Raw genomic sequence first — 12,821 nt, forward strand, 5'->3', positions numbered from 1 at the left:
GTCAACTCCTCACGAGGGCGGGTGCCGGGGCCGGGGTGCGCTCGGCGAGCGGGATCACGGGCGGCACCCGCTCCGGGGGCTCGCCCAGCAGCACCCGGCGGACGACGCGCTCGGCGGCCCGGCCGTCGTCGAACTCGCAGAACCGTTCCCGGAACGCGGCCCGCAGGGCGGCGGCCGAGGCGTCCGCGTAGGAGCCGTCGCGCAGGACCGCCGTCAGTTCACCGGGGGTGCGCGCCACCCGGCCCGGCGGCGTCTCCATCAGGTCGAAGTACACGCCCCGCGTCTCGCGGTAGACGTCCCAGTCGTCGGCGTACACGACGATCGGGCGGTCCAGGTTGGCGTAGTCGAACATGATCGACGAGTAGTCGGTGATCAGCGCGTCCGCGGCCAGGCACACGTCCTCGGTGGAGCGGTGGTGGGTGACGTCGATGATCCGGCCGCGATCGCCGGTCGCGCCCCGGTCGTAGAAGTAGTGGGCGCGCAGCAGGATCACGAACTCCTCGCCGATCGCGTCGGCCAGCGCCCGCAGGTCGAGGCGGGACTCGAAGCCGGTGGCGTGGTCGCGGTGCGTGGGCGCGTACAGCAGGGCCTTCCTGCCCTCGGGAACGCCCAGTTCGCGGCGGACGCGGGCCACGTCGTCGGCGGTGGCCGTGTAGTAGACGTCGTTGCGCGGATAGCCGTACTCGAGGGTCTCGTGCGCGCCGGGGAAGGCCCGCTCCCACATCCGGGTGGAGTGGCGGTTGGAGGAGAGGTTGTAGTCCCAGCGGTCCATGCGCTCCAGCAGCTTGGTGAAGCTGCCGGTGGCCGCCGCCACGACCGGGTACGTGGCCTGGTCGACGCCCATCGTCTTCAGCGGGGTGCCGTGCTGGGTCTGCAGGTGCACACTGCCGGGGCGCTTGACCACGGCACCCGCGAAGTTGGCGTTGTTGATCAGATAGGTGGCGCGGGCCACCACGCTCCAGTACTTCCGGCTGCCGATGACCGCGAACTCGATGCCGTCCGGCACGGTGTGCGCCTGGTCCGCCTCCACCAGGAACACCGACCGGACGTGCGGGGCGAGTTCGCGGGCCGCCGCGTGGATCGCCGCCGGGTTGCAGGCGTAGCCGCGGCCCCAGTAGGCGCAGTACACGGCCAGGTCGGGATCCAGCGGGCGGCGCAGCTCGCGGCGGTACAGCAGGCGGGTGCGCAGCCCCCGGGGCCGCGGCACCGCCGAGACGGCCCGCGTCACCGACCGGTTGGCGCCGCGCAGGGTGCTGAACGCGGCGTACGACCCGCCGGCCAGCACCCGGTGCTGCACGCCTAGGCTGCCGCCCGGGGGCCGGTGGCCGGCGGGGCGGTGACGGCGGTACAGGGAACCGGCCCGGCGGAAGAAGGCGCGGCGGCCCGAGGGCAGCCGGTGGGAATGGGCGGCCGTCTTCAGCACCGCGGCGAAGAGCTGGTCGAACAGCGGGCCGGACCGCTCGGCGGACAGGTCCCGGGCGGCGGCGCGGGTGAGCACCCGTTCCACCTGCTCCAGCAGGTCGTGGTGGTGCTCACCGGGCACGTTCAGTCGGCTGCCCTGCCGGCGCAGCAGATGCCGCACGACGACCGAGCGCAGCACCGCCACCCGGCCGGCGCTCAGCATGACCGCTCCGCCCCACCCCACGTCCGTGAAGTGCCCCTCGGGAAAAGCGAGGTCGTGCTCGGTCACGAAGGCGCGCCGGTAGGCGGCGCTCCAGGCGGGGAGCTGAACGCCGGTGAGGTGCGGGGCGGCGTCCGGGGGGAAGGCGCCGTCCGGGGTCTTTCCCAGCAGGGACGCGGCCGGATTGGTCGGCTCGCCCTCCCACCAGGGCGTGCGCTCGTGCTCGAAGTGCAGCACGTCCACGTCGCCCGTCGCGGCCAGCCGCGCGTCGAGGGCGGCCAGCGCTCCGGGCACCAGGACGTCGTCGCCGTCGAGGAACAGCAGGTACGTCCCGGCCGCCGCCGCCATTCCGGCGTTGCGCGCCCCGGCGAGACCGGCCGACGGCGGCGACTGCACGGCGGCCACCCGGGAGTCCCGCCCGGCGTACCGGGCGACGACGTCCGCCGCGGGCGAACCCGGTGCGTCACCGACCGGGATCAGCTCGAAGTCGCCGAAGGACTGGGCGAGGACCGAGTCCAGTGCCTGGGACAGCCGACCCGCGACCCCATGGGACGGGACGACGATGCTGAAGCGGGGCATGGTGCTCTTTCCGTAGGGGTACTCGGGGCGACCGCGGCGTCGGGGCGGGCGGGGCGCCGGCCGGGCCGGCCCGCCGGTCGCCGGGCCGGCGGCCGGGTCGGGGTGGGCCGCGACGGACCGGGGGGCATGCGAACTCCCGAGGAGGTCAGGCGCGGTGGGCCGCGGACACGGGGACGGCGGGCTGCTGCGGCACCGACGTCACCGGCGGGCACGCGGACCGGCCGGCGGCCGACCGCGCCGGACGGCGCTCGTCCAGCGGCACGACGGGCGGCACCGGGCCGGTCTCCCCGAGCACGACCCGGCGGACCACCCGCTCGGCGACCCGGCCGTCGTCGTACGGGCAGAACCGGGCGCGGAACACGGCCCGCAGCTGGGTCGCGCGGGGACCGCACCAGTGACCGCCGAAGAAGATGTCGACCAGCTCGTCCTCGCTGCGCGCGATCGCGCCCGGCGGACAGGACCGCACGTCGAAGTAGACGCCGCGGGCCGCCTCGTACGCCTCCCGGTCGCCGGTGTGCAGCACGATCGGCCGGTCCAGGCCCGCGTAGTCGAACATCAGCGAGGCGTAGTCCGTGACCAGGGCGTCCGAGGCGAGGCACAGCGACGCCAGGCTCGGATGGCCGGTGACGTCGAGGACCCGGCCCGAGGCGCCGGCCGGCCACCGGGCCGCCCCCTCGGGACCTCGGGCCAGCACCACGAATCGCGGGCCCAGCCGGCGCGCCACCCGCTCCAGGTCCAGCAGCGGTCGCTGGGTGCGCCGGTAGTCGCGGGGGGCCGGGACGTACAGGATCGCCACCGCGTCCTCGGGGACGCCCAGTGTCTCCCGCAGCCGGGCCACGTCGGCGTCCGTCGCCGTGTGCAGGGCGTCCGTGCCCGGCGCGCCGTACTCGAGGGTGGTGTAGCGGCCGGGGAACGCCCGCTCCCAGGTCAGGGTGGAATGGCGGTTGGCGGAGACCACGAAGTCCCACTGGTCCACGTCCTGCAGGAGCCGCGCGAAGTCCGTCTCCCGGGCCGCCGCCGGGTGTTCCTGGAGGTCCAGTCCGGTGTGCCCCAGGGGAGTGCCGTGCAGGGTCCGCACGAGGACCTGCCCCCGGCGTTTGACCGGGCGGGGTTCGAAGCCGGTGTCGCTCACCAGGTACTTCGATCGGGCGAGCGCGCTCCAGTAGGCGGTGGTGCCGGGGGCCAGGCGCCGCGTACCCGGCGGAACGGTGTGGTGGTCCCCGGGGCGGGCGACCCACGCGGTGCGGATGTGCGGGGCGACCTCGCGGAACGCGGACTCCAGCGCGCCCGGGCCGCCGCCGTGACCGCGCCCGGCGCCGGCGGTGAACACGGCGCGGTCGGCGCGCAGGGGCAGCAGGCGCTGGAACCGGTAGTGCAGCCGCAGGGCGGCGGACCGCAGGGCGCGCGCCAGCCGGCCCGCACCCCGCGTCGCGCGGCGGCGCAGGGCGGTGGCCAGCCGGAGTGCCTGGTAGGTGCGGTGCAGCCCGAGCCGGATCAGGGTGTGGTGGACCCGCATGCGGGGGGAGACCGGTGCCCCGGGGCTGCGGTGCCGGCGGTAGTGGCCGCGGGCCCGGCGCAGGAACGCGGCGTGCGAGCCGCGCGGCAGCCGGTCCCGCCGGGTGTACACGGTCACCAGGTGGTCGAGCATGCGGCGGAACAGCACCGGGCGCCAGTGCGCCAGTTCGGGGCGTCGGTCGAGGAACGCGAAGACCCGGTCGTACTGGTCGAACACGTCGAAGTGCCGCGAGCTGGTGGTGCGCAGGATGCCGCCGGTGCGCCGCTGCCGGTAGTGCACGCACACCCGGTCCAGCGTCGCGATCGACCCGGCCGTCATCAGCACCGGGTAAGTCCACGGCGTGTCCTCGTAGTAGCCGGACGGGAAGAGGAAGCCCTCGCGCTCGACGAAGTCCCGCCGGTACGCCTTGTTCCAGGCCACCATCAGCAGCCCCAGCAGCCCCGGCCGGTCCTCCAGCCGGAACGGCGCCGGGCCCCGCTCGCCGAGCAGCGCCGCCGCCCTGTTGCGCACCGTCTCGCCCGACCAGTACGTGCGCGCGTAGTCGTACACCAGGACGTCCGGCTCGTCGGTCTCCTTCAGCCGGTCCGCGAGGCGGAGCAGCGCGTCCGCGGTGAGGGTGTCGTCGCCGTCCAGGAACACCAGGTAGTCGCCCGTCGCCAGCGCGATCCCGGCGTTGCGGGCGGGGCCCAGGCCCGCGTTCCACGGCAGGTGCACGGGCCGCACCCGCGGATCACGAGAGGCGAACTCGTCGATGATCTCGCCGCAGGAGTCCGGCGAGCAGTCGTCGACGGCGATCAGTTCCAGGTCGGGGAACGACTGGGACAGCACCGATTCCAGGCACTCGTGCAGGTACGCCTGGACCTGGTACGCGGGGACAATGACACTGAACCTGGGCAAGGGACATCCATCGGTCGGCGCGGGCGTTCGGCCCGGGAACGGCCGCTGGGCCGACTTGGTTACGCCGTCCGTGGCATCCGGGGGAAGTTTGTCACCCGAAAAGGCGGACCTGGTGCAGGTCCGCCCCTTCCGGTGGCTCCGTTGTGGTGGCTACTTCACCGCGCCCGCCATCACACCGGAGACGAACTGCCGCTGGAACGCGAAGAACACGATCAGCGGGACCACCATCGAGATGAACGCGCCCGGTGCCAGCACGTCGATGTTGTTGCCGAACTGCCGTACCTGGGTCTGCAGCGCGACCGTGATCGGCTGGCTCCCGGAGTCCGTGAAGATCAGCGCGACCAGCATGTCGTTCCACACCCACAGGAACTGGAAGATGCCCAGGCTGGCGATCGCCGGCCCGCCCAGCGGCATCACGACCCGCAGGAACAGGCGCAGTTCGCCGGCCCCGTCGAGCCGGGCCGCCTCGAGCAGCTCCCTCGGGATCTCCGCGAAGAAGTTCCGCAGCAGGAACACCGCGAACGGCAGTCCGAAGCCGACGTGGAAGAGGACCACGCCGACCAGCGAGCCGAAGATCCCCAGGTTGCCGAAGAGCTCGGCGATCGGGATCAGCGCCACCTGCACCGGCACCACCAGCAGCCCGACCACGCCCAGGAACCACCAGTCCCGGCCCGGGAACTCCATCCAGGCGAACGCGTACCCGGCGAGCGAACCGATCACCACCACCAGCACGGTCGCCGGGACGGTGATGTACACCGTGTTCAGCAGCGAGCCGGTGATGTCGTCGTTCCCCAGCAGCGTCTCGTAGGCGCCGAAGGTGAGCTTCGAGGGCTCGGTGAACACCGTCCACCAGCCGCTGGCGGCCATGTCCTGCGGGGTGCGCAGACTGGCCAGCAGCAGGCCGATCGTGGGCACCAGCCAGAACAGGCCGACGACGACCAGGAACACGCGCACCGCGCCGCCGCTCACCGCCCCGGCGAGCCGCGCGCCGAGGGACCTCCTGGCCCGGACGGTGCCCGCGGGCGGCGGGGCCGCCGCCTCGGTGAGACTGCCGGCGTCCGCACTCATCGCCGCACCTCCCGCCTGAGCCTGCGGATGTTGAACCACATCACCGGGATCACCAGCAGCAGCAGGAACACCGCGATCGCGCTGGCGATGCCCGGCTGGTCCTCGGAGAAGCCCTTGCGGTACAGCTCCAGCGCGAGGACGTTCGCGTCGTCCTGCGAGGAGCCCGGGGCGATGATGAAGACCAGGTCGAAGATCTTCAGCACGTTGATCATCAGGGTGACGGTGACCACCGCGAGCACCGGCGCCAGCAGCGGCACCGTGACCCGCCGGAACACCTGCCACTCGTTGGCCCCGTCGACCCGCGCGGCCTCCAGGAGTTCCCGCGGCACCCCCGCGAGTCCGGCCGCGATCAGCACCATCGCGAAGCCCGCCCACATCCAGATGTACGAGCCGATGATGGCGGGCGTGACCAGCGACGGACCGAGCCAGTCCAGGCCGTTGTACGGCTCCTTGAAGTTGCTCGCCGGCAGCCGCAGCTGCGCCCCGTCGGCCTTCGCGGACAGGGAGAAGGCGCCGTCGTCCCCGGCCGTGGCCGTCTCCACCACCCTGCCGTCCTTGACGGCCTCGATCCTCATCCCGGCGTAGCCCAGTTCGGCGGCGTCGACGCCGTTCAGCGTGCCGACGCCCTTGCCGCGGGTGAAGTCCTGCCAGGTCGTGCCGGTGATCCGGTCCGGCTCCGGCTCCGGCCTCGCGGCCGGTGCCGCCTCGTCCGGCATCACGCCGGGGGCGACGCCGACCAGCGGCAGCGTCACGGTGTCACCGGTGCTCACCGTGCCCTTGGTGACGAACGCGCCCCCGCCGGCCGGCTCCAGCGGCGACTTGCGGCCCGGGTGCGCCTTGGGGAACGCCGAGGACTGGGCGAAGGTGTCGTGCACCCCCACCCACACCGCGTTGGCGACGCCCTTGTCCGGGTCCTGGTCGTACACCAGGCGGAAGATGATGCCCGCCGCCAGCATCGAGATCGCCATCGGCATGAAGACGACCAGCTTGAACGCCGTGCCCCAGCGCACCCGTTCGGTCAGCACCGCGAAGATCAGACCGAGCGCGGTCGCCACCGTCGGCGCGAACACCACCCAGACGACGTTGTTCTTCAGGGCGGTGCGGATGCCGTCGTCGGTGAACAGCGCCCGGTAGTTGTCGAGTCCGGCGAAGCCGTCGCCCGACTGGTCGTAGAAGCTGCGGACGACGGAGTACCCGATCGGGTAGACCACGAGCGCCCCGAGCAGCAGCAGCGCGGGCAGCAGGAACAGTGCCGCCACGGTCCTGCGGGTGCCGGTGACGCTCTTGCGCGACCTGGGAGCGGCAGGGGCCGGAGGGACCCCTGCCGCCGTGTCCGACGCCATGACCGGATCAGTTCCCGTACGCCGCGGCCGCGTCGGCCTCCAGCCGCTGCTGGGTGCCCGCGACGTCCTTCGGGTTCTTCAGGAAGTCCTGCAGCGCCTTCCACTCGCCCTTGCCCGGCGTGCCGCCGAAGGCCTGCGGGGCCTGGTCGGACATGTCGAAGCGGAAGTCGTCGCCGGCGTCGACGAGTGCCTTGGCCATCCTCTGCTGCACCGGGTTCGGGTACGCGGAGTTCGGCACGTTCTTGTTCGGCGACAGGTAACCGCCGAGCTTCGCCTGGATGCTCGCCGCCTCCGGGGAGGCGAGGAAGGTGGCCAGGGCCTGCGCGGCCTTGGAGTCCTTCAGGATCACCGCCGCGTCGCCGCCGGACACCACGGGCGCGGTGTCGCCGACCGGCGGGAACGGGAACACCTTGGCGTCCGTGCCGACCTTCGCCTCGGTCTCGCCGATGTTGACCTGCACGAAGTCACCCTCGTAGACCATGGCGGCCTTGGGCTGGTCGCCGCCGGTGAAGGTCTGGGTCACCGAGGCCGGGAACTCCGTCTGGAGGGCGCCGTTCGCACCGCCCGCGAGGTAGTCCTTCTTGCCCCAGATCTCCGCCAGCGTGGTCAGCGCGTCCTTCACGGACGGGTCGGTCCACTTGATCTCGTGCTGGGCGAGCTGGTCGTACTTCTCCGGGCCGGCCTGGGAGAGATACACGTTCTCGAACCAGTCGGTCAGCGTCCAGCCGTCGGCACCGCCGACCGAGAACGGGGTGACACCGGAGTCGTAGACCGTCTGCGCGGTGGTGAGCAGCTCGTCCCAGGTCTTGGGCTCGCTCGCGCCGGCGTTCTCGAAGACCTGGGCGTTGTACCAGATCAGCGACTTGTTGGCGGCCTTGTAGTAGACGCCGTACTGCTTGCCGCCGACCTTGCCGATGTCCTGCCAGCCCTGCGAGTAGTTCTTCGCCAGCTCCTTGGTGGCCTCGGCGCCGAGCGGCTTGGCCCAGCCCTTGTCGACGGCCTGCTTGATGGCGCCGGGCTGTGGCAGCAGCGCCACGTCCGGCGGGGCGCCGCCGGCGATCTTCGAGCCGAGGAAGTTGATGATCGGGTCCTGGGCGGGGACGAACGTCACCTTGGCACCGGTGCGCTTCTCGAACTCCGCGAGGACCTTCTTGAAGTTGGCCTGTTCGACGCCGGTCCAGACGGCGGCGACCTCCAGGCTCTCGCCGTTCAGCTTGGGGAGGGTGACCGTGGCGCCGGTCTGGTTGCCGCCGCCGTCGTTGTCGTCGCTGCCGCCGTCGTCGTCGCCTCCGCACGCGGTGAGCGAGAGCGCGAGCACACCCGCGACGAAGGCCGCGGAGGCCCTCGCGGCTCTGCGGGTGCGGAAAGTTGCCGAGGGGTTGTCGGGCGACCTGCGTATCCGGATGATCCTGCTCGTCCTGCGCATCACTGCCCCGTTCTTCGTACTCGTCGAACGTCGAGCGCTGTCCCGTGCGCTCTGGTCTACGCCCGGGGGGTCGAGGGCGGCAAGAGCGCGTCGCGTGTCAAGCGGGAGATCGTGACCGCGTCGTGACTCCGCGGGCGACCGGGGGCCGACGGGGGCAAATCCGTGTGGTGGCAGGGAAGTTGTTGGTGGGGCGTGGGTGAGTGGAGGGGCCCGGGTGACGGGTGACACCGGGCCCTGCGGGGGCGGGATCCCGGCGTCCGGTCACGGCGGCGTCGGCGGGTTCCGCGCCGCGGAGTCCGCCGGGCGACGCCGCAGCGCTACAGGAGGGACGGGACCTTGGCTGCCGAGACCTCTCGGGCGGCCCGTTCCAGGGCGCTGGCCAGGAGGGCCAGGTCGGTCGGGCCGTTGCCGAGTTCGCGGACCGGGCGGCGGGTCGGAGGGTCGCCCATGCGGTGCCACTCCAGGGGGACGACCGTCGGGCGCAGCGTCGCCGTGCGCGGGATGCGGCCCGTGACCCGGCCGCCCTGAACCGGCGTCACCCGCCCGCCCCGCTGCATGAGTCGGCCGCGCCCCGGCGCCGGCTCGTCCGGGCCCGCCGCCGGCGCGTCCAGCGCGACCCGCAGGGACGCCCGCCGCACCGGCTCCGTCTCGGCCGTACGGGCACACGGGCCGGTGGCCGTCACCAGGTGCACGCCCAACCGCGCACCGTCGCGGGCCACGGCCTCCAGGGCGCGCATCACCGATCCGGCCGCGGGCCTGCCCGGCGACCCGAGCGCCGGGGAGACCAGCGCGTCCAGGTCGTCCACCACCACGACCAGCCGGGGCAGTGGCGGCGCGGCCTCCGTCTTGCGCCGGGCCGCCCCCGGCCGCAGGCGCAGCGTCGAACTGGGCGGACTCTCCAGGTCGCCGTCGTGGTCGCCGGTGCCCGGCGCGGGGCGCGACGCGGCCGTGCGCTGGGCGATCATGCGGTCGGACAGCTCGCGCCCGGTGTGCCACTCCGCGAAGTCGGACCGGCCGAGCAGTTCCGCGCGCCGCTTCAGCTCCGCGCTCAGCGACTGGGCGAACTCCCGCATGCGGACGGGGTCGTTCGCACCGAGGTGGGTGGTGACGTGCGGTACGTCCGTGCACACGCGCAGACCGTCGCCGTGCCCGGGGCCCGGCGAGGTGCCGCCCCGGCCGTCGACCAGGACGACGGCCAGTCGGTCGGGGCGCTCGGCGGCGGCCAGCGAGGCGACGACCGCTCGCAGCAGTTCCGTACGGCCGCTGCCGGGTGGTCCCTCGACCAGCAGGTGCGGACCGTCGGCGGCGAGATCCGCGACGACCGGACCGCGCGGCCCGGCGCCCAGCACGGCGGTCACGCGCCCGCCCAGCGCCTCCGTGTCGTCGGCCGCGTCCGCCCAGCGGGCCATCAGCGAGGCCGGGGTGGCGCGGGCCAGGCCCAGCTCGTCCAGCAGCCGCGCCGACTGCGGCAGCGGTGCCGACACGCGCGCGTGCCGCTCACCGGCGGGGCCGTCGGTGCGCAGCGGCGCCAGGGCGCGGGCGAACCGCTCGGCCCAGGCGCGGGAGACGGCGTCGACGGTGGCGACCGTGCCGTGGCCCACGGGGCCGGGAGCGGTCCCGGAGCCCGCCGGGGCGACGCGCACCAGCCGCAGGGCGGTCGCCACGTCCCCGCTGAGCAGGGCGACGGCACCGCACGCGCGGAACGGCGGCGCCACGGCGCAGGCCGCCTCGTAGGTCTCGGTCACGGGGGACGCGGGGGAGGCGGCGGCCGTCTCGGCGAGACACACCACGTGGATCCCGGCCCGCGGCCCCTCCACGGCCAGCCGCGCCACGGCCTCCCGCAGATCGGTGCCCCCGGGATCGCCGTCCACGACGACGACGGCGTACGGACCCGTGAACCCGTCCGCCCCATCGGGTCCGTCGTCGTCCGCGCGGGCCCAGGAGGGGCGGCGGGCGGGTGACCCGGGGTCGGGGGCCCGCCGGGGGACGGACCCGGACGGCGCCCGACCGGCGGCGTCCCCGGGGACCGGGCCGCCCACCTCGCGCGGGGCGGCACCGGCCGTGCCGCCCGCGGCCCGGCCGGTCGGCTGCCGGGTGACGAGGCCGTTCGCCCGGCCCAGTACGGTGCCGGTCGCCTGCTGCGGGAAGCCGCCGGCCGGGGACGTCCGCGGGTGCCGAGTCCCGTGCTCGTGGTCGTCCAGGCGGCGCAGGAGTTCGTCGACGCGGGCCGTGGCCTGTTCGCGGTCGTGGGCCAGGAGGAGACGGCAGTCCTGCCCGTGCCCCGGGCGCACATGCGGCAGCCAGCCGAGCCATGACCATTCGGCGGAACGCTCCTCCAGCGGGCGGGAACGGTCCGCGGCGATCAGGACGATCTCCAGGGAGTCGGGGGAGTGCAGCGCGGCGAGCTGGGCGAGCACCGCGCGGGTCAGCCCGGCGAGCCGCTCGCGCGGACCGGCCAGGCCCAGCGCGCCGACCTCGCGCAGCCCCGACGTCACCGGTACGGCGGGCAGCAGACCCGAGCCGTCCGGCGCCGCCCGGTCTGCCGTGCCGAGCCGCACCGCCAGCGCCTCCGGGTGCCCCGGTCCGCGCTCCCACAGCCGGGGGCCCGGGCCCAGTGCCGTCAGCAGCAGCGCGGCGGGGTCCGGCCAGGTCTCGGGCAGGCCCGGCGCGAGCACCGGCGGTTCGGGTGCGGCACCGGCCGCCGGTTCGCCGGTGCCGTCCGGTCGGACCGCCTCCGGCTCCTGACGTCCGCCCGCCAGCCGCCGCGCCCAGGCGGTGAGCCCGCCCCGCCTGCGTCCGCCGGGCGGCTGCGGGAGGTCGGTCCCCCGCAGCGGGGTGCCCCTGCGGGTGGTGGCCGAGGTGCCCTCGGCCGGTTCAGCAAGGAAGGCCGGGAAGTGTGCCGTGCCCTCGGTGTGGGGCAGCCCGTCCGGCGGGGCCTCCGCGGCACCCGCCGGGAGCGGGGCGTCCCCGGTGTGCGCCGGGTGCGGGTCCGCGCCGGCCGGCCCCGGCCGCGAGACACGGCGTCCCCCGGGCATGCGCGGCTCGTCCGCCCGGGCGGACGAGCGCGCCGAGGGTCCGTCCGCGCCCGGTGGTACGCCGTCCGGCCCGCGGGTTCCGACACCGGGTGCCCCGCCCTGCCTCGGCACCGTCGGGGGTTCGCCCGGTCCGGCTCCGTTCGGTGACGTGCCACGGGTGGCCCAGCCCGCCGAACCGTGCCCGTGGTGGGTGGCGCCGTCCGGAACCGCGTCCGGCGTCGCCGTGGCGCGCGGGTGCGCCGGACCGTCGGTGTCCTCCCCGCGCTGCGGCGCGGGCACACGGACGTGACCCTCGCCGTCCGGGGTCGTCCGCGCCCGCGCCCCCGGACCCTCTGCGGGGGTGAGCCGGAGCGCCGACTCCCCGATCCGCAGGAGCGCCCCCGGTGCGAAACGGACCGGGCCGGGGCCGACCGGACGGCCGTCCAGGGTCGTGCCGTTGGTGGAGCCGAGGTCGGCGACCGCGACGCGGCCGTCGGGTCCGACCGTGACCGCGCAGTGGATCCGGGAGACGTCCGGGTCGTCGAGCGGCACGTCCGCGTCGGCGGAGCGGCCGATGCGGATCTCGCCGCCGTGCAGCAGGTGGACCCCGCCCGCGTCGGGACCGGCGACCACGTGCAGCCGGGTCGGGGCCTCGTCCAGCTCGGGATGCGGCTCGGGCTCGCCCGGGGCGCCCACGTACAGCACGGAGCCGTCGATCAGGGGCGGCTCGCCGAGGGTGCAGCGCTGGGCGTCCAGCCGCTGGTCACCGGCGTACAGCACCGGGGTGCCGGAGGTGCCGGACGCGCCGTCGGCGCCGGAGACCGCCGAGGCCAGTGCGGAGGCGACCGCGGCCAGGGCGGTGCCGGCGGGCGCCGTGACCAGCACGTCGCAGCTCGCGGCCCGGTCCCGCGCGGGGGAGGACGGGCCCAGCGGGTCCACGACGGTCAGCCGGATCTGCATCGCCGTCAGCTGTCCCTTCTGCGCGGGCGCCCGCGACACGGGGGGACGAAGCCGTCCCGCGGTCCCCCACCGCGGACTTCCCCCACCGCCACACGCGCACGTACGGCCAGTTCTGCACGCATCCTCGCACCTGCCACCGACAGCGCGCCCGCCGCCCGCCATCGAATGATCTTGATTGGTCGGCTCTGCCCATAAAAATGCCTGACCAGGGCCCTGTGAATGATCGTTTCGGGTCGACTTGAGATCGGTCACGTCCGCCGTGCGGCAACCAAACGGAACGAGTCGAGCGTCTTTCCTTCGAACACGGACGGGAACCGGTACGTAAGACCCACGGAAAGACGACGCCGAGGCAGCGAAGTGAAGACGGCCGTCATCAGCTGTACGTCGGCAGGCCGGT

General features: G+C 74.5%; 6 protein-coding genes. All 6 read right to left on the reverse strand.

Translation table 11 applies throughout. The features are described 5' to 3' along the window. Position 1 precedes the first annotated feature (1 nt). The gene (locus ACFYOV_RS14425) at positions 2-2,200 is read right to left on the reverse strand and encodes a CDP-glycerol glycerophosphotransferase family protein (RefSeq protein ID WP_389087195.1); all 2,199 of its coding nucleotides are present in this window, start codon (positions 2,198-2,200) and stop codon (positions 2-4) included. Positions 2,201-2,345: 145 nt separating this feature from the next. Continuing rightward, positions 2,346-4,613, reverse strand: coding sequence for a CDP-glycerol glycerophosphotransferase family protein (locus tag ACFYOV_RS14430; RefSeq protein ID WP_389087197.1), 2,268 nt, complete (start codon positions 4,611-4,613; stop codon positions 2,346-2,348). Positions 4,614-4,763: 150 nt separating this feature from the next. Next, positions 4,764-5,681, reverse strand: coding sequence for a carbohydrate ABC transporter permease (locus ACFYOV_RS14435; RefSeq protein ID WP_389087200.1), 918 nt, complete (start codon positions 5,679-5,681; stop codon positions 4,764-4,766). After that, positions 5,678-7,024, reverse strand: a complete 1,347-nt coding sequence (locus tag ACFYOV_RS14440) for a carbohydrate ABC transporter permease (RefSeq protein WP_389087202.1) — start codon at positions 7,022-7,024, stop codon at positions 5,678-5,680. Before ACFYOV_RS14440 ends, ACFYOV_RS14435 begins: the two co-directional genes overlap by 4 nt. A 7-nt stretch (positions 7,025-7,031) precedes the next feature. Further along, the gene (locus ACFYOV_RS14445) at positions 7,032-8,450 is read right to left on the reverse strand and encodes an ABC transporter substrate-binding protein (RefSeq protein ID WP_389087205.1); all 1,419 of its coding nucleotides are present in this window, start codon (positions 8,448-8,450) and stop codon (positions 7,032-7,034) included. Between the two features lie 317 nt (positions 8,451-8,767). Then, the gene (locus ACFYOV_RS14450) at positions 8,768-12,424 is read right to left on the reverse strand and encodes an FHA domain-containing protein (protein WP_389087908.1); all 3,657 of its coding nucleotides are present in this window, start codon (positions 12,422-12,424) and stop codon (positions 8,768-8,770) included. Between the last annotated feature and the right edge of the window lie 397 nt (positions 12,425-12,821).

It is taken from the genome of Streptomyces sp. NPDC005931, assembly GCF_042871235.1.
Lineage (GTDB): Bacteria > Actinomycetota > Actinomycetes > Streptomycetales > Streptomycetaceae > Streptomyces.